At 68.7% G+C, this 17,592-nt stretch carries 13 protein-coding genes; 9 read left to right on the forward strand and 4 right to left on the reverse strand.

Annotated elements, in window-relative coordinates:
• Positions 1 to 25: 25 nt before the first annotated feature.
• The 3 genes from glgX to treZ are packed head-to-tail and all read left to right on the forward strand — an operon-like array spanning position 26 to position 5,894.
• Positions 26 to 2,131 (forward strand): glycogen debranching protein GlgX, encoded by a 2,106-nt coding sequence (gene glgX / locus ACIA8G_RS07060; RefSeq protein WP_396417376.1) that lies wholly within the window; start codon positions 26 to 28, stop codon positions 2,129 to 2,131.
• The gene (treY, locus tag ACIA8G_RS07065) at positions 2,131 to 4,209 is read left to right on the forward strand and encodes a malto-oligosyltrehalose synthase (protein ID WP_396417377.1); all 2,079 of its coding nucleotides are present in this window, start codon (positions 2,131 to 2,133) and stop codon (positions 4,207 to 4,209) included. The genes glgX and treY overlap by 1 nt, the downstream gene beginning before the upstream one ends.
• The gene (gene treZ, locus ACIA8G_RS07070; RefSeq protein WP_396417378.1) at positions 4,206 to 5,894 is read left to right on the forward strand and encodes a malto-oligosyltrehalose trehalohydrolase; all 1,689 of its coding nucleotides are present in this window, start codon (positions 4,206 to 4,208) and stop codon (positions 5,892 to 5,894) included. The genes treY and treZ overlap by 4 nt, the downstream gene beginning before the upstream one ends.
• Here treZ and ACIA8G_RS07075 read toward each other — a convergent pair.
• A complete protein-coding gene (locus ACIA8G_RS07075; protein ID WP_396417379.1) occupies positions 5,813 to 6,157 on the reverse strand; it encodes an ANTAR domain-containing protein in 345 nt (114 codons plus the stop codon). The genes treZ and ACIA8G_RS07075 overlap by 82 nt on opposite strands.
• Positions 6,158 to 6,374: 217 nt before the next feature.
• On the opposite strand from ACIA8G_RS07075, the gene ACIA8G_RS07080 reads away from it, so the two are divergent.
• From ACIA8G_RS07080 to ACIA8G_RS07090, 3 genes are all read left to right on the forward strand, one after another.
• On the forward strand, positions 6,375 to 6,554 hold the full coding sequence (locus tag ACIA8G_RS07080) for a CsbD family protein (protein ID WP_319971400.1): 180 nt from the start codon (positions 6,375 to 6,377) through the stop codon (positions 6,552 to 6,554).
• Positions 6,532 to 7,170, forward strand: coding sequence for a UdgX family uracil-DNA binding protein (locus ACIA8G_RS07085; RefSeq protein ID WP_396417380.1), 639 nt, complete (start codon positions 6,532 to 6,534; stop codon positions 7,168 to 7,170). Before ACIA8G_RS07080 ends, ACIA8G_RS07085 begins: the two co-directional genes overlap by 23 nt.
• A gap of 277 nt (positions 7,171 to 7,447) precedes the next feature.
• Positions 7,448 to 7,705, forward strand: coding sequence for a helix-turn-helix domain-containing protein (locus ACIA8G_RS07090; protein ID WP_396417381.1), 258 nt, complete (start codon positions 7,448 to 7,450; stop codon positions 7,703 to 7,705).
• On the opposite strand, the gene ACIA8G_RS07095 is transcribed toward ACIA8G_RS07090, so the two are convergent.
• Positions 7,702 to 10,002 carry a transketolase-like TK C-terminal-containing protein gene (locus ACIA8G_RS07095; protein WP_396417382.1) on the reverse strand — a complete coding sequence of 767 codons (2,301 nt, stop codon included), beginning with the start codon at positions 10,000 to 10,002 and terminating at the stop codon, positions 7,702 to 7,704. The two genes, ACIA8G_RS07090 and ACIA8G_RS07095, sit on opposite strands and share 4 nt — an antisense overlap.
• A gap of 240 nt (positions 10,003 to 10,242) precedes the next feature.
• Between ACIA8G_RS07095 and ACIA8G_RS07100 the strand changes: the two genes are divergently transcribed.
• Positions 10,243 to 13,101 (forward strand): glycosyl hydrolase family 95 catalytic domain-containing protein, encoded by a 2,859-nt coding sequence (locus tag ACIA8G_RS07100; protein ID WP_396417383.1) that lies wholly within the window; start codon positions 10,243 to 10,245, stop codon positions 13,099 to 13,101.
• On the forward strand, positions 13,098 to 15,101 hold the full coding sequence (locus ACIA8G_RS07105; protein WP_396417384.1) for an NPCBM/NEW2 domain-containing protein: 2,004 nt from the start codon (positions 13,098 to 13,100) through the stop codon (positions 15,099 to 15,101). Before ACIA8G_RS07100 ends, ACIA8G_RS07105 begins: the two co-directional genes overlap by 4 nt.
• On the opposite strand, the gene ACIA8G_RS07110 is transcribed toward ACIA8G_RS07105, so the two are convergent.
• Positions 15,055 to 16,380: an amino acid permease gene (locus ACIA8G_RS07110; RefSeq protein WP_396417385.1), complete on the reverse strand. Its 1,326-nt coding sequence runs from the start codon at positions 16,378 to 16,380 to the stop codon at positions 15,055 to 15,057. The two genes, ACIA8G_RS07105 and ACIA8G_RS07110, sit on opposite strands and share 47 nt — an antisense overlap.
• Positions 16,381 to 16,491: 111 nt before the next feature.
• Here ACIA8G_RS07110 and ACIA8G_RS07115 point away from each other — a divergent pair, with 111 nt between their 5' ends.
• Positions 16,492 to 16,962: a hypothetical protein gene (locus ACIA8G_RS07115; protein WP_396417386.1), complete on the forward strand. Its 471-nt coding sequence runs from the start codon at positions 16,492 to 16,494 to the stop codon at positions 16,960 to 16,962.
• 18 nt (positions 16,963 to 16,980) lie between these two features.
• On the opposite strand, the gene ACIA8G_RS07120 is transcribed toward ACIA8G_RS07115, so the two are convergent.
• Complete coding sequence (locus ACIA8G_RS07120) at positions 16,981 to 17,496, reverse strand: CAP family protein (RefSeq protein ID WP_396417387.1); 516 nt, start codon at positions 17,494 to 17,496, stop codon at positions 16,981 to 16,983.
• Positions 17,497 to 17,592 lie beyond the last annotated feature (96 nt).

Below are 17,592 nucleotides of genomic sequence, written 5' to 3' on the forward strand. Positions count from 1 at the left end.
GTAGCTACTTGCTGTGAGGAGCATTGTGCGACCCTGGCCTGGAACGCCGTACCCGCTTGGTGCTGGTTATGACGGCGTAGGCACCAATTTCGCCCTGTTCTCCGAGGTCGCGGATTTCGTCGAGCTCTGCCTCTTCGACGAGGACGGCACCGAGACGCGCGTGAGACTGCCGGAGGTGGACGGTTTCGTCCACCACGGCTACCTGCTGGGCGTCGGACCCGGGCAGCAGTACGGGTACCGAGTGCACGGACCGTACGACCCGGAACGCGGGCTGCGCTGCAACGCGAACAAGTTGCTGATCGATCCGTACGCGAAGGCCATCTCCAACGGCCTGACGTGGGACGAGGCGCTGTACGGGTACAAGTTCGGTTCGCCGGACGAGCGCAACGACACCGACTCGGCGGCGCACGTGCCGAAGTCCGTGGTGGTGAACCCGTTCTTCGACTGGTCCAACGACCGGCATCCCCGCACGCCGTACAACGAGACCGTCATCTACGAGGCGCACGTCCGCGGTCTCACCATCGACCACCCGGAGATCCCGCCGAGGCTGCGCGGCACGTACGCGGGCCTCGCGCACCCGGTGATGATCGACCACCTGACCAAGCTCGGTGTCACGGCGGTCGAGCTGATGCCGGTGCACCAGTTCATCAGCGATCACACGCTCGCCGAACGGCGTCTCTCCAACTACTGGGGATACAACACGATCGGCTTCTTCGCGCCGCACGACGGGTACTCGGCGTTGCCGTTGAACCAGGTGCAGGAGTTCAAGGGCATGGTCCGCGCCCTGCACGAGGCGAACATCGAGGTCATCCTCGACGTGGTCTACAACCACACGGCGGAGGGCAACCACCTCGGGCCGACGCTGTCCATGCGCGGCATCGACAACCTCGCGTACTACCGGGTGATGGACGACGAGCCCAAGTTCTACATGGACTACACGGGCACCGGTAACTCGCTGAACGTGCGCACGCCGCACACCCTGCAGCTGATCATGGACTCGCTGCGGTACTGGGTGACCGAGATGCGCGTGGACGGGTTCCGCTTCGATCTCGCCTCGGCGCTGGCCCGCGAGTTCTACGACGTCGACCGCCTCGCCACGTTCTTCGAGGTCGTGCAGCAGGACCCGGTGGTGTCGCAGGTCAAGCTGATCGCCGAGCCGTGGGACGTCGGTCCCGGTGGCTACCAGGTCGGCAACTTCCCTCCACTGTGGACTGAGTGGAACGGTCAGTACCGCGACACCGTGCGGGACTTCTGGCGCGGTGAGCCCGCGACGCTCGGCGAGTTCGCCTCGCGCATCACCGGCAGCAGCGACCTGTACCAGGACGACGGCCGGCGGCCGTACGCGTCGATCAACTTCGTCACCGCGCACGACGGCTTCACGCTCAACGACCTGGTGTCGTACAACGAGAAGCACAACGAGGCCAACGGCGAGGACGGCCGCGACGGCGAGGACCACAACAGGTCGTGGAACTGCGGCGTCGAGGGGCCGACCGACGACAGGGGCATTCTCGCGCTGCGGGCGCAGCAGCGGCGCAACCTCATGGCGACGATGCTGTTGTCGCAGGGCGTGCCGATGATCACGAACGGCGACGAGTTCGGCCGCACGCAGCACGGCAACAACAACGCCTACTGCCAGGACAACGAGGTCTCCTGGGTCGACTGGTCGCTGCTCGACACCAACGCCGAGCTCGTGGACTTCACCTCGGCGCTCGCCGCCTTCCGCAAGGCGCACCCGGTGTTGCGGCGCAAGCGCTTCTTCGCCGGCCGGCCGATCCGCAAGGGCGACGAGCTGCGCGACATCGCGTGGTTCACCCCGTCCGGCGAGGAGATGACCGAGCAGAACTGGGGTGACCACTTCGGCAAGTGCGTCGTCGTCTTCCTCAACGGTGAGGGCATTCCCGACCTCGACACGCGCGGCATGCGGGTGGTCGACGACTCGTTCCTGATGGCGTTCAACGGCCACCACGAGGACATCCAGATCACACTGCCGGACGTGTCCTACGGTCTGGAGTGGACGGTCGTGGTCGACACGGTGACCGGCCAGGTCGGTGACGGCCAGAAGGCGATCGTCGCGGCCGGGCAACTGACGCTGGCCGCGCGGTCGCTCGTCGTGCTGCAGCGGGTGGGCTGATGGGCGCGCCGTACTCCACGTATCGCGTCCAGTTCACCCCGTCCTTCACCTTCGCCGACGCCACCGGCATCGCTGACTACCTGGCGCGCCTCGGCGTTGGCGCGCTCTACGCCTCACCGATGCTCGACGCGCGGGAAGGGTCCACGCACGGCTACGACGTCGTGGACCCGACGCGGGCACGGCCCGAGCTGGGCGGGGAAGAAGCGCGGGAGGCACTGCAGGAGCGGCTCACCGAGCTGGGTGTCGGGCTGGTCGTCGACATCGTGCCGAACCACATGGTGGTGCCGAACCCGTGGTGGGAGGACGTGCTCGAACACGGCCAGGAGTCGAAGTACGCCAGGTACTTCGACATCGACTGGTCGTCGGGCCGCGTGCTGCTGCCCGTGCTGGCGGAGGACGCCGAGGACGAGCCCGGCGAGCACTTCGTCAAGGTCAACTGGCGGCGCGGCAACACCGAGCTGAACTACCGGCGGTTCTTCGACATCACCGAGCTCGCGGCGGTGCGGGTCGAGGACCCCGAGGTGTTCGACGCGACCCACCACGAGGTGCTGAAGTGGGGCGTCGACGGCCTGCGCATCGACCACCCGGACGGCCTCGCCGATCCCGGCGGCTACTTCCGGCAGCTGCGCGAGCGGTTCGACGGCTGGCTCGTGGTCGAGAAGATCCTCGGGCCGGACGAGACGCTGCCGCAGAGCTGGCCGGTCGACGGCACGACGGGCTACGACGCGTTGCGCGAGATCTGCGGTGTGTTCGTCGCGCCGACGGACGCCTTTTCCGGTGACTTTCACGAGGTCGAGCACGCGGCACGGCAGCAGGTCGCCGACTCGATCCTGGCTGCCGAGGTGCGGCGGATCGCCCGGCTGGTGCAGGGGGTGCCGTTCGAGGACGCCTGCGCGGCGGTCGCCGAGGTGATGGTCAACTTCCCGGTGTACCGCTCGTACCTGCCGGAGGGGCTGGAGCACTGGGACACCGCGGTCCGGCTCTCGAAGTCGCCCGCGGTGCACGCGCTGGACGAGCAGGTCCGCGCCGACCCGCACGGCGAACTGGCGACGCGGATCCAGCAGACGTCCGGCATGGTCGTCGCGAAGGGCACCGAGGACACCGCGTTCTACCGGTACACGAACTTCGTGGCGCTCAACGAGGTCGGCGGCTCGCCGGACCGGTTCGGGCTGCCGGTCGCGGAGTTCCACCGGCGGGCGACGGAACGAGAGGCGAGCTGGCCGCTCTCGATGACCGCGCTGTCGACGCACGACACCAAGCGGTCCGAGGACGTGCGGGCACGGCTCGCGGTGCTGGCCGAGATCCCGGACGAGTACCTGGCGTTCGAGGCCGCGATGAGCGAGCGGCACGGGCTCTCCGAGCCGTCATTGAACGGGCTGGCGTGGCAGTCGCTCCTCGGCGCGTGGCCGATCACCGAGCAACGGCTGGGGCAGTACCTGGAGAAGGCCTCGCGTGAGGCCAAGATCGCGACGTCGTGGGTCGACCGCAACGCCGAGTTCGACGCCGAGGTGGCCGCGTGGCCCGCGAAGGTGCTGGGCGAGCCCGAGGTCGCCGCGTTCGCCGAGCGGATCAAGGCGCCGGGCTGGTCGAACTCGTTGGGGCAGAAGCTGGTCCAGCTCACCGCGCCCGGCGTGCCGGACATCTACCAGGGCACCGAGCTGTGGGACTTCTCGCTGGTCGACCCGGACAACCGCCGGCCGGTCGACTACAGGGTGCGCCGCGAGTTGCTGGAACGCATCGAGTCCGGGTGGCTGCCCGAGATCGACGACTCCGGCGCGGCGAAGATGCTGGTGGTGCACCGGGCGTTGCACGCCAAGAGGCGTGGCTTTCAGGGCTACCGGCCGTTGCGCGCCGAGGGCCCGGCCGCCGGGCACGTGCTGGCGTTCCAGCGGACGGACATCATCACGGTCGCGACCAGGTTGCCCGTGACGCTGGCGCAGAAGGGCTGGCAGGACACGGTTCTGCCGCTGCCGGGTCCGGAGTGGACGGACGTGCTCACCGGACGTCCCGCGTCGCAGGACCTGGCGTCGTTGCTCGACCGCTATCCGGTGGCACTGCTGGTGCGAGGGGAATCGTGAGTTTCTCGGTCTGGGCACCGACCCCCGAGTCGGTGCACGTGCGCGTCGACGGCTTCGACCACGAGATGAAGCGCGACGGCGACTGGTGGCATTCCGCCAAAATCGATCTGGCTGCCGCCGGGACGGACTACGCGTTCCTCATCGAGGGCAAGGAGTATCCGGATCCGCGGTCGCTGTGGCAGCCCAACGGGGTGCACGAGGCATCCCGGGTCTACCACCACTCGTTCGAGTGGACCGACCACAGCTGGACCGGCCGGGCGTTGCCCGGTGGCGTGATCTACGAGCTGCACATCGGCACCTTCACGCCGGAGGGCACGTTCGACGCCGCCATCGGGAAGCTGGATCACCTGGTGGACCTCGGCATCACGTTCGTCGAGGTGATGCCGGTCAACAGCTTCGACGGCGTCGAAGGCTGGGGTTACGACGGCGTGCTGTGGGGCGCGGTGCACAGCCCGTACGGCGGGCCGGACGGCTTCAAGCGGTTCGTGGACGCGTGTCACGCGCGCGGGCTCGCTGTCCTGCTCGACGTGGTCTACAACCACCTCGGCCCGTCCGGCGCCTACCTCGACAAGTTCGGGCCGTACTTCGCCGGGCGCAACGACTGGGGCCCCGGGCTGAACCTCGACGGGCCCGGCTCCGACGAGGTGCGCCGGTACGTGATCGACAACGCGCTGCAGTGGCTGCGGGACTTCCACGTCGACGGGCTCCGGCTCGACGCCGTGCACGCCCTGGCGGACCAGCGCGCGACTCACGTCCTCGAAGAGCTGTCGGTGGAGGTGGACGCGCTCTCGGCGGCTGTCGGGCGGCCGCTGACGCTGATCGCCGAGTCCGACCTGAACGACGCCAAGCTCGTGACCGCACGCGAAGGCGGCGGCTACGGCCTGCACGCGCAGTGGTCCGACGATCTGCACCACTGCCTGCACGTCGCGCTGACCGGCGAGACCTTCGGCTACTACGAGGACTTCGCGGCACCCGGCGCCCTGAAGAACACGCTGGAGAAGGTCTTCTTCCACGCCGGCACCTGGTCGTCGTTCCGCGGGAAGCACCACGGCAAACCGGTCGACACCGCGCTGATCCCCGGCCACCGGTTCCTCGCCTACACGCAGAACCACGACCAGATCGGCAACCGCGCCACCGGCGACCGGCTGCCCGCGTCCGTGCCGACCGGGAAGTTGTTGTGCGCGGCGGCGATCGTGCTCTGCTCGCCGTACACGCCCATGATCTTCATGGGGGAGGAGTGGGCGGCCTCCACGCCGTGGCAGTTCTTCGCGTCCTTCCCGGACCCGCAGCTGGCCGAGGCCGTGCGGACGGGCCGGCGGCGTGAGTTCTCCCGGCACGGCTGGGGCGAGTCGGACGTACCGGACCCGATGTCGCCCGCCACGGTCGAGAACTCCCGGCTGCGGTGGGACGAGCCGTCCGGGGGTGAGCACGCGCGGGTGCTGGAGACCTACCGCGCGCTGATCGCGTTGCGCCGCTCCCGCCCGGAGCTGGCCGATCCGCGGTTGGACAGGTTCGTGGTGGAGCAGGACGGGGAGTGCCTCGTCCTGCACCGCGGCACGACCCGCGTGGTGGTGAACCTCGGCACGACCCCCGTCCCGCTGCCTCAGGGAGACGTGCTGCTGACCTCCTCGGCGAACCCGTCGTCGCTGTCGCCGGAGTCGTTCGCGGTCGTCGCGTCGACGTGATCCCACAGCACCTGGTCGGCCGGTAGGACCCGCCGGCCGAGGAGCGAGTGCACGAACGCCGCCACCAGCCGGTCGGCGGCCACGTGCAGCTTGATGTTGTGGTGCTGGGAGATGCGCACCAGCAACTGGAACGCCTGCGGGGGTGTGCAGGGTTTGCGTGCGGCGATCAGGCCCGTGGCCTGCCCGATGACGGTCCGGGAAGCGAGAGCTTTGCGCAGCCCCGCCACCTCGGCCTCGAGGGCGGTGATTCTCGCGGACGACACCGCCGGCTCCTTTCACGTCGTCATGGTCACAGCGGCATGCCGGTGCGACGACGGTGCTCGGGAGCTCTCGAAGGGGCGGGACACACCCAGAGCAAGCCGTCTCATCGGCTTGCGGCTGGGTTCTCAACCGCGAGTGATCACCTTATCAACTGTTTCGGACGGGGCTCGCCGGGTAACCGATGGAGGTCGCTGACCTCTACCGAAGGAGCCTGAGACCATGGGCGCTGACGACAAGTTCAGCAACAAGGCCGACGAACTCAAGGGCCGCGCCAAGGAAGCCGTTGGTGACGCCACGGACAACGAGCAGTGGCAGGCCGAGGGCCGCGCTGAGCGGGCCAAGGCCGACATCAAGCAGGCGGGCGAGAAGGTCAAGGATGCCTTCCGGTCCGACAAGTAGTTCGACGCGGACTGCTGAGAACACCGGCGCCGCCCGGTTCGTCCCCGAGGGGGCGGGCTGGGCGGCGTTGCGTTCGGCGGCGGCGAAGTGCCAGGGGTGCGAGCTCTACCGGGACGCGTCGCAGACCGTGTTCGGCGAAGGCCCGGTGCGGTCGTCGCGGCTGATGATGGTCGGGGAGATGCCCGGCGACCGCGAGGACGCCGAGGGGCACGTGTTCGTGGGGCCGGCCGGACGGCTGCTGGACAAGGCGCTGGCCGATGCCGGGCTCGACCGTTCCGGCCTGTACCTGACGAACGCGGTGAAGCACTTCCGGTTCACCGAGCGCGGGAAGCGCAGGATTCATCAGCAGCCGCGGCGCTCCGAGGTCGTGGCGTGCTTCCCGTGGTTGCGCGAGGAGATCCGCGTGGTGAAGCCGCGGCTGGTGGTGTGCCTGGGGGCGGTCGCGGCGAAGGCGTTGCTGGGGCCGTCGTTCAAGCTGACCGAGCACCGAGGTGAGGTGCTGGAGCACGACGGGCTGCGGATCGGCGTGACGGTGCATCCGTCGGCGGTGCTGCGTGCCGAGAGCTATCGCAAGGCCTACGCGGCGTTCGTCAAGGATCTGAAGGCCTACGCCTAGAAACGGGCCTGGAAACGGGACAACCCCCGGACGACTCCCGCCGAAGCGGGCCGAGCGGGACCAACGCTCGAAGTCCGGGGGCCGGGTGGCTGCCTGGTTCTGCGCTAGGCGTCACCGAGGGCGGTCCTAGCGGACAGCCACCTCACGAGTCCTGTAGCTATACAACTTCGGACCACCTCCTCTCGTGTGTACAGCGAACCTAATCCGGGGCCGACTGGCGTCGCAACGGAGTTTTCGGCGCGTTTCGACTTGTGGGATTCGCGTAGAATCCGCAGGTATGGTGCGCATCCCCCTGACGTCGCTGGAACGGGAGCGCGGCCGGCGGCTCGGACAGTTGCTGCGGGATGCCCGCGGCGACGAGAGCATGGTCGAGATCGCGGCCCGCGCCGGGTTGTCGGCCGAGACCGTGCGCAAGATCGAGACGGGGCGCGCTCCGACACCGTCGTTCTTCACCATCGCCGCACTCGCGGGCGCGCTCGGCATCTCGCTGGACGCGATCAACGAGCTGCTGGCGCCCCAGAGCCGATCGGCCTAGCTGCTCACGTCCAGTGCCGCGGTGATGATGCTGTCGGTGTCGATGCCGTGTGCGCGGTAGACGCTGTCCAGGTCGCCTGACTGCCCGAACTCCGTGACACCCAGGTGGATCGCGCCGCGTTTGGTGAGGCCGGCGAGGAACGCAAGCGTGTGCGGGTGCCCGTCGAGCACGGTGACCAGCGGTGCCGCGCGGTCCGCCGGGAAGAGCGAGTCGAGGATCCAGGTCGGTGCCTCGCCACGGCCACGCCGGGCCTGCACCGCGCGGAACAGCAGGTCTGGGCTGGTCAGGCAGATGACGTCCGTGTCGGCCCCGACGCCGGCCAGACGTTCGGCGGCCTGCAGGGTTTCCGGCACGAGAGCGCCCATCGTGACGATGGTGGCGGTCGGCGTTCCCTTGGCGCGGCGCAACGGATAGCCGCCGGCCACCACGTGCCGCCGCCGTCGTTCGCGGGCGGCCGGGTCGGTCGGAACGGCCGCGAGCCGCTGGTCCACCGGTCGCGTGGACAGCCGGAGGTAGGCCGACGAGCCGCCGGGGCGGCCGAGCTGCCCGAGTGCGGCGAGCAGGCACCACTCGGTGTCGAGTGCGAACGCCGGTTCCCAGGTGGTGCAACCTGGTTGTTCGATGCCGATGGACGGCGTGATGATCGACTGGTGCGCGCCGCCCTCCGGTGCCAGGGTCACGCCGGACGGGGTGCCGACCAGGATCGACTGGCCGCCCGCGTAGATGCCGAACGACCACGGCTCCAGCGCGCGGGTGACGAACGGGTCGTAGAGCACGCCGATGGGCAGCAAGGGCTGGCCCCAGCGGCTCCACGTCGCGCCGAGCTCGCCGAGAAGTCCGACGAGGTTGGTCTCCGCGATGCCGAGCTCGATGTGCTGGCCGGTCGGGCGTTCGCGCCAGTGCAGGATCGTCTCGGCGTCGTCGGCGAACCAGTCGACGCCCTCGATGGTCGACCAGATGCCGACCTTGTTGACCCAGCCACCGAGGTTCGTGCTGGAGCTGACGTCCGGGGAGACGGTGACGACGCGCGCGCCCACGGCCGGTGCGGCGCGGTTCAGGTCGAGCAGGGTGCGGCCGAGTGCCGACTGGGTGGTCGCGGTTCCGGACGGCGTGCGGCCGAGATCCGTTGGCACGGCAAGAGGTTCCGCGGCCGGGACGGGGTCGCGGCGCAGCCGGTCGGCGGTGCGTTCACACAGCTCGTGTTCGGCGGTGCCGGGCTCGAACCGTTGCCAGGGTTGCGAAGCGGACGTTCCGCAGCGTGTCGCCAGTTCCTCGAACTGGGCCTGTGACAGCAATGCCGAGTGGTTCTGCGGGTGGCCCGCGGTGGGCAGGCCGTGTCCCTTCACGGTGTAGGCGATGATCACCGTGGGCCGGGTGTCGTCGATGGCCTCGAACGCCTGGCGCAGCGCCGCGTGGTCGTGGCCGCCGAGGCTGCGGAACGCCGTGGTGAGCTGATCGTCGTCGAGGCCGTCCAGCAACGCGGTGATGCTGCTGTCCGTGCCGGGCAACAACGTGCGGAGCTTGTCCGGCGTGTGGCGCAGAAGCCGCTGGTACTCCGCGTTGGTCATCGTGTCGATCCGGTCGCGCAGCGCCGCGCCGCCGGGCCGGGTGAACAACTCCTCCAGCGCGGCGCCGTACTTGACGGTGATGACCTGCCAGCCCGCGGCCGTGAAGAGCGCCCGCATCCGGTCCTCGCCCAGGACGGGGACCACGCGGTCGAGCGACTGGCGGTTGAAGTCGACGATCCACACGATCTCGCCCAGCCTGGCGACCATCGGGTCGAGGATCGCCTCCCAGCACGCACCCTCGTCCAGTTCGGCGTCGCCCACCAACGAGTACTGACGTCCCAGCGGCTGCTCGGCGAAGTGGCCGCCGACGAACCGGCGGGACAGCGCGCCCCAGATCGGCGCGGTGGCCCCGATTCCGACCGAGCCGGTGGAGTAGTCGGCGGGCACCGGGTCCTTGGTGCGCGAGGGATAGCTCTGCAAACCCTTGTAGGCGCGCAAAGTCGTCATCTGCTCGTCGTCGAGGAGCCCGAGCAGGTACTCGATCGCGTGCAGCACGGGGGAAGCGTGCGGCTTGACCGACACGCGGTCCTGCGGGCGCAGGTGCTCGAACCACAGCGCGGTCATGATGCTGGTGATCGACGCGCTGGAAGCCTGGTGCCCGCCCACCTTCACACCGGTGGTGTTGGGCCGGACCCGGTTGGCGTGGTCGACGATCGCGGTCGACAGCCACAGCACGCGCTGCTCCACCGCGCGGATGGTGTCGAGCTGCGTCAGGTGTACTGCGGTCATGCTCGCAGTACACCGCTCCAGGGTTGCGCGAGCAAGGATCAAGTCGAGGGTTCTGGCGTACCGCTCGTGCTCGGCCGGAAGATTCCCGACCAATGTTTCGTCGGCTGGCCCGCTTCTGACGGCAAACGGTTTCATCCGAGGCTTGACCGACCTTGACCGGCAGATTGGGTCGTCCTAGGCTGCGATCGAGTTACACCTCCGATCTTTGGTCGCCGCCGCCGCGGACCTGAAAGGTGTTCTGTGGATCTGTCGCGGCGTGGATTGCTCGGTGGAGTTGTGGCGGGGCTCACGGCGTGGCCGGCGGCCAGGGCGATGGCGAACCCGGCGAACAGCCCGGAAAACGGCCTGGAAATCAGCCCGGGAAAGAGCCCGGGAAAAAGCGCGGCCGGCGTGCGGACCCGGATCGACTGGGAGAAGTTCCTCGGCGAGCAGGATCTCGTCTGGCAGCGGATCCCGCGGGCCTGGTACGAGGGTCCGTTCCTGGGCAACGGCTTTCTCGCCACCGCCGTCTACCGCGAACCGGGCGCGAACGCCCTGAGGTTCACCGTCGACCACGCCGAGGTGCAGGATCACCGGCCCCAGTTCGGCAACGAGTGGGGAGTGGCCCGGCTGCCGGTCGGCCGCGTGCTGCTGACCCCGCAGGGCAGGATCACCGGCGTCGACCTGCGGCTCGACCTGTGGAACGCGGAGTTGCGCGGCACGATCACCACCGACAGGGGCGAGCTGGCGGTCAGGACGTTCGTGCACGCCGAGAAGTCGTTGCTGCACCTGGAGGTGCGGCCGACCAGCGGTGAGCGCGACTTCACCCTGGCGTTCCAGGCGCTCGACGCGGTCAGCCCGCGGACCATTCGCGAACCACCGCCCGCGACGTTCCCGCCCAACCCCAAACCTGCCACCCGCACCGAGAACGGGCTCACACTCGTCACCCAGGAGATGGTCGCGGGCGGCCAGACGGCCACGGCGTACCGGATCAGGAAGTTCCACGGGCGCAAGGACTTCCTGCTCTCCACCGCCCACTCGTTCCCGGACCGCACGGCCGAGGCGGCGGTCCGCGACGCGGTCACCGCGGCGTCGTTCCCCGAGATGCTGCGGTACCAGCACCGGCAGTGGTGGCATCGCTTCTACCGCAAGAGCTTCGTGTCGGTGCCGGACGCGTTGACGCAGAGCTTCTACTGGATCCAGCTGTACAAGCTCGCCTCGGGAGCACGCCAGGCAGCCCCGATCATGCCCACCAGCGGGCCGTGGCTGGAGCCGACGCCGTGGCCGTCGGTGTGGTTCAACCTCAACGCCCAGCTCGAGTACTGGCCGGTGCTCGCGTCCAACCACCTCGAACTCGACCCGATCCCGCGCACGATCGCGCAGCACCAGCAGATCCTGATCGACGCGCTGCGCCCGGAGTTCCGCGCGGACTCCATGGGGCTGCGGCGCAGCACCGACCCCACGTTCCAGGACGCCGGCTTCGTCGGCTCGCCGCTGCATCCCTCGCCGGACCCGGAGATCGGGAACCTGCCGTGGTTGCTGCACAACGCGTGGCTGCACTACCGGCACACCATGGACGAGCGGATCCTCCGGGACACCGTCTTCCCGGTGCTGCGCCGCTCCACCAACTACTACCTGCACTTCCTGCGCAAGGGAAACGACGGCAAGCTGCACCTGCTGCCCACCTACTCGCCCGAGTACGGCGTGGCACCGGACTGCAACTACGACCTCGCCCTGCTGCGGTGGTCGTGCCGGACGCTCCTCGAGTCGGCGAAGGTCCTCCAGATCGCCGACCCGCTCGCGGTGCGGTGGCAGGAGGTTCTCGACCAGCTCGTCGAGTACCCCGCCGACGCGGGCGGGTTCATGATCGGCGCGGGGGTGCCGTTCGCGAAGTCGCACCGGCACTACTCGCACATGCTCGCGGTCTACCCGTTGCACGAGGTCAACTGGGAGCAACCGGAACGCCGCGACCTCATCGAACGCTCGCTGAAGCACTGGCTGAGCTTCGAAGGATCGTTGCGCGGCTTCACCTTCACCGGTGCCGCGTCGATCGCGGCCCAGATGGCGCGCGGTGACGAGGCGCTGAAACACCTGCGCGAGTTCGTGGCCAGATTCGCGCAGCCGAACACCATGTACTTCGAGGCGGGTCCGGTCATCGAAACACCACTGAGTGCCGCGAAGTCGTTGCAGGACATGCTGATCCAGAGCTGGGGAGGGTTGATCCGGATCTTCCCGGCCGTCCCCGCGGTCTGGCAGGACGTCACGGTCCACGACACGAGGACCGAAGGCGCGTTCTTGGTGAGCGCGGTGCGGCGCCGGGGAAAGACGCGGTTCGTCCGGGTCTTCAGCGAGGCCGGCGCGCCGTGCCGGGTGCGCACCGGCATCGAGGGCCGGATCGAGGTGCGCGGCTGCACCCGGTGGAGCGTCGCGAACGGGGTGGTCGAGCTGCACCTCCAGCGCGGTCAGGAAGCGATCATCCACGCCAAGGGGGAGCGCGACTTCACCATCGCGCCGGTCCGGATCACCGAGCCTGGCAGGCGCTGGGGGCTGCCCGCGTTGCCTCCCGGTGGCAGCTCGGTGCCGGTGGACCTCAGCGCCGCGCTCGACAACGACGGGCTGTCCAACGAGTTCACCAGCCGTGACGGGAACTTCGACGGCCTCGGCAACACCTACCCGGCCGCGCAGCTGCCGCAGACGGGATCGGTGACCGACGACGGCGTCCTGTTCGAGTTCCACAACGGCGACGAGGCGAGCAAGAACAACATCATCGCCAACGGGCAGACGCTGGCGCTGCCCGCCGGGAAGTACGTGAAGCTGCACCTGCTCGCCGCCGCGGACACCGGCAACGTCGAGGCGGACGGCACGCTCACCTACGCCGACGGCACCGCGACCGCGCGGTTCCGGGTCACGGCGTGGCAGCAGCGGCCGCAGTTCGGTGAGTCGGAACCCGTTGCCACGACTCTGATGCACACGCCGTCCGGCCCGGTGCAGAAGCAGGTGTCGATCTTCCACCAGACGCTGGTGCTGGACGCCGCGAAAGAGCTCTCCGCCGTCACTCTCCCCAAGGCGGGCGGGCCGCGCCTGCACGTCTTCGCGATCACCCTGGAGAAACCGAAGTGAGATCACTGCTCACCGCGCTGGCGCTCGTCGCCGCCTGCGTGACCGTGCCCGTCCTCCCTGCCACCGCAACGGAACCCGCCGCCGACCCGACGCTGGCACTGACGCCGCCGATGGGCTTCAACAACTGGAACACCACCGGCTGCGACATCAACGAGCAGATGATCCGCGACATGGCGGACATCTTCGTGTCCAAGGGCCTCAAGGAGGCGGGCTACCAGTACGTCAACGTCGACGACTGCTGGGCGGACCTCACCCGCGACCCCGCGACCGGGCGGCTGCGCAACCACCCGGTCCGGTTCCCCAGCGGCATGAAGGCGCTCGGCGACTACATCCACGCCCGCGGCCTCAAGTTCGGCATCTACACCAGCGCCGGCACGCAGACGTGCGCGAAGACGATGCCGGGCGCGCTGGACCACGAGGAGATCGACGCGCAGACGTTCGCGGACTGGGGCGTCGACTACCTCAAGTACGACAACTGCAACAACCAGGGCCGTCCCGCGCTGGAGCGCTACACGAAGATGCGGGACGCGCTGAAGAAGACCGGCCGCCCGATCGTCTACTCGATCTGCGAGTGGGGCCAGAACAAGCCGTGGGAGTGGGGCAAGGGCGTCGGTCACCTGTGGCGCACCACCGGTGACATCAACGACACGTGGTCCAAGACCGTCGAGATCATCAAGCTCAACGCGCCGCTCGACGCCTATGCGGGTCCCGGCCACTGGAACGACCCCGACATGCTGGAGGTCGGCAACGGCCGGCAGACCACGACCGAGTACCGCAGTCACTTCGCGCTGTGGTCGATCATGGCCGCCCCGCTGCTGATCGGCGCGGACCTGCGCAAGGTCTCGCAGGAACACTTCGACGTCCTGCGCAACAAGGAGATCATCGCGATCAACCAGGACCGGCTCGGCGTCCAGGGCAAGGTGATCCACCAGAAGGACGGGCACTGGGTGTTCGTGAAGCCCTTGGCCAACGGCGACAAGGCGGTGGCGCTGTTCAACGAGTCCGAGGTGAACGCGACGATCTCCACGACGGCCCGCGACCTCGGGCTGCCGCGCAGCACCGGCTACACCGTGCGTGACCTGTGGCAGCACAAGAACTTTCAGTCCGCCGGCCAGATCTCGGCCGCGTTGCCGCCGCACGGCACCGCGATCTTCCGGGTCAAGGCGTCACGGGACTGGTACAGGCACGAGCCCGCGATCGACGCCCAGCTGGACATCGCGCCGCGGCACGCCGGCATCCCGAGCACGATCACCCCGGCCGGTGAGCCGTTCGTCGCCACCGTGACCGCGACCAACCAGGCGCCGATCCCGGTCCTGAACGCCGCCACGACGTTCCGGGCACCCGCGGGCTGGCAGGTCGAGCAGCTCTCGTCGGAACGGGCGCCGGTGCTGCTGACCTCCCAGTCCGTGCAGGGAAAGTGGAAGGTGACGCCACCGGCGGGCGTGACACCCGGCGAGCACCTGCTGAACGGCTCGCTGGGCGTCACGTGGGCGGGGCACGGCAAGCTGACGCGCCCCGTGGACGCCGGGGTGCTCGTACCCGTCGCGCCACCGTCGGGCGGTGAGCTGTGGGCCAGCGACGTCCAGTTCGCCAAGGAGCGCAGCGGTTACGGACCGGTCGAGCGCGACCGGTCCAACGGCGGCTACGTCGGTGGCGACGGCAAGACGCTGACCATCAACGGCAAGACCTACGAGAAGGGGCTCGGCGCGCACGCCAACGCCGAGCTGATCCTCTACCTCGGTGGGCGCTGCACCACGTTCTCGTCCGACGTCGGCATCGACGACGAGCGCGACGTGAACCAGCTGGGCTCGGCGATCTTCGAGGTGTGGGCGGACGGCACGAAGGTCGCCGACAGCGGCCTGCGCACCTGGAAGGACGACGCCGTGCACATCTCGGGATCGTTGAAGGGGGCCCGGTTCCTGCGGCTCGTCGTCAACGACAGCGGTGACGGCGTCAGATTCGATCGTGGAGACTACGCCGCCGCAAAGCTGACCTGCTGACCGCGACCGCCGCGATGACGGCGACGAGCACGCCCGTGGACAGGATCTGCACGCGGGCCTGCTCGTCGCGCAGCATCAGCAGCATGATCGTGACGATCCCGGCCAGCGCCAGCCAGGTGAGATACGGGTAGCCCCACATGGGCACCGTCGGGTTCGCGATCGTGCGGCGCATCCTCAGCTGGGACACCGCGATGAACCCCCAGACCACCAGCAGCGCCGAGCCGGCGGCGTTGAGCAGCAGCAGGAACACCGTGTCCGGCCACAGGTAGTTCAGCAGCACCGAGATGAAGCCGAACGACACCGACGTCAGCACGGCGTTGCGCGGCACACCGTTCTTCCTGTTCAGCAGCACCTTCGGCGCCTCGCCGCGTTCGGCGAGCGAGCAGAGCATGCGGGCGGCGCCGTACAGGGTGGCGTTGATGGCGCTGAGCAGCGCGACGAAGATGACGACGTTCATGATCTGCCCGGCGCCGGGGATGCCGATCCGGTCGAGCACCGCCACGTACGGGCTGGCGCCCACCTTGGAGTCGTTCCACGGCAGCAGGGTCACCACTACGGCCATTGAGCCGAGGTAGAAGACCAGCAGCCGGGTGATCGAGGTGCGCACGGCCTTGCCGATGGCGTGCTTCGGGTCCTCGGCGTCCGCGGCGGCGATCGTGACGACCTCCAGGCCGCCGAACGCGAACACCACGGCCATCAACCCGGCGATGACCCCGCCCCAGCCGTTGGGCAGGAAGTCCTGGAGGTTCGTGAGGCCGGGGGAGTCGACGCCGGGCAGCAGGCCGAGGATCGCGGCGGCGCCGAGCGCCAGGAACAGCACGATCGCGGCGATCTTGAGACCGGCGAACCAGAACTCGAACTCGCCGAAGTTGCTGACCTGCGCGAGGTTCACCGCCGTCAGCACGGACATGAACAGCAGCACCCAGATCCACTGCGGCACCGCGGGCACCCAGCCCGCGGCGATCTTCGCGGCCCCGGTCGCCTCGACCGCGAGCACCACGCCGACGGTCGACCAGTAGACCCAGCCGACCGTGAAGCCCGCCCACGGCCCGATCGCCTTTTCCGCGTGCACGGAGAACGCGCCGCCGCTCGGGTGTTCTGCCGCCATTTCTCCGAGCATGCGCATGACGAGCAGCGCGAGAATTCCGGCGAGACCAAATGAGATGAGTACGGCCGGTCCGGCGACCGCGATGCCCGCACCTGTCCCGACGAACAGACCCGCGCCGATCACGCCGCCCAGCGCGATCATGGTGACATGACGTTGTTGCAGGTGAGTCACGCTCTCAAGCCCCGTTCAAGTGTGCCGATGGCGGCCCGATAGTGAGTTCATGGCGGCGGAGAGTCAAATCATGTGATCGGAGTTACATCTAATCAAGTGAGGGTGAGATCGATGAACTCGCCTAAGGGAGTATTGCCGCAACTCGACACGTTCTCCAGTGCCCTCGAGCGTTACTCGGACTGGGGCTGGCTCGTGCTGCGCTCGGAGAACCGGCTGCTGCTGACAACTGACCACCAGGTCTCCGCCGTCGAGCTCGCGGCCGGCATCGGCGGGGAGGTGCAGCACTACCTGTCGGTGCGGATGCTCGGCGGGCCCGTGGTGGCGCTGCCCGGCGCGCCGGGGCGCTGGCTCGTCCTCACGACGTCCGCCGACGAGGCCTCGCAGGTCAACCTGATCCGGTTGCGGGCGCGCGGCGCGCTGACCCACCGGCTGGGGACCCTCGTGCCGCTGCCGCCGTCACGCATCGACCGCGGCGGGGTGGGGTGGCTCGGCGACCCGCCGGCGGAGAAACCGTTCCTGCCGCCGTACTCGGCCGTCGTGGCCGCGCTGCGGGCCGTCACGGAGACCGCGGGACTGCGCTGAGTAGTGCTTCGGTGTTCGTCAACAACACGGCGGGAGCACGTTGGCCACGAACCGGTTGAGTGTGTTGCCGCGCTCGGCGAAGTTGAGCACGACGTACGTGCCGTTGACGCCCTGCTTCAGGCCGACGCCCACGCGGTCGGACGACTTCCAGACCATCGCGGTGAAGTGCAGCACGCTGTAGTCGACGTTGTCCTGCGTCATCTCTTTGGCGTAGTCATAGCCGCGGGATTCGCCGTACCAGCTCTGCAGCGCCTTTGTGGCGACTGTATCGATTGCGCGCGTGCGGCTGCTGGTCCAGTACAGGTTTTCGCTGTACGGGTTGTCGGGACGGTGCTCGAAAGCGTCTGATTCGTGCAGGTGATCTGCCCATTCCTGAGCTTTCCTTGACACTTCGGAATCGAGCGAGAGAGCGGCTACGCCGTGCTTCGCGCGGTAGGAGTTCAGCAGTTCTACCGTCTTGGCAACGGGGTCCGCGGCCAGTGCAGGGGTCGCCGGGACCAGTAGGGCTGCACCCACGGCGATTACGGTGAGCATCGTTCGCATGACAGGTTTTGTCCCCCATATGGGTCATGCGAAGCAACCCGTTGGGTCAAATCTCCCGTCTTGATAGGCGCTGTGTAGCCGTGAGCT

The organism is Lentzea sp. NPDC051213 (genome assembly GCF_044455585.1).
Taxonomy (GTDB): Bacteria; Actinomycetota; Actinomycetes; order Mycobacteriales; family Pseudonocardiaceae; genus Lentzea.

Bases quoted from the DNA above. Each gene is read 5' to 3' on its own strand.
- ACIA8G_RS07085 (WP_396417380.1), top strand. From the start codon at position 6,532: ATGCCTTCCGGTCCGACAAGTAGTTCGACGCGGACTGCTGAGAACACC.
- ACIA8G_RS07095 (WP_396417382.1), bottom strand. From the start codon at position 10,002: ATGACCGCAGTACACCTGACGCAGCTCGACACCATCCGCGCGGTGGAG.
- ACIA8G_RS07115 (WP_396417386.1), top strand. From the start codon at position 16,492: ATGAACTCGCCTAAGGGAGTATTGCCGCAACTCGACACGTTCTCCAGT.
- ACIA8G_RS07080 (WP_319971400.1), top strand. From the start codon at position 6,375: ATGGGCGCTGACGACAAGTTCAGCAACAAGGCCGACGAACTCAAGGGC.
- ACIA8G_RS07090 (WP_396417381.1), top strand. From the start codon at position 7,448: ATGGTGCGCATCCCCCTGACGTCGCTGGAACGGGAGCGCGGCCGGCGG.
- ACIA8G_RS07120 (WP_396417387.1), bottom strand. From the start codon at position 17,496: ATGCTCACCGTAATCGCCGTGGGTGCAGCCCTACTGGTCCCGGCGACC.
- treY (WP_396417377.1), top strand. From the start codon at position 2,131: ATGGGCGCGCCGTACTCCACGTATCGCGTCCAGTTCACCCCGTCCTTC.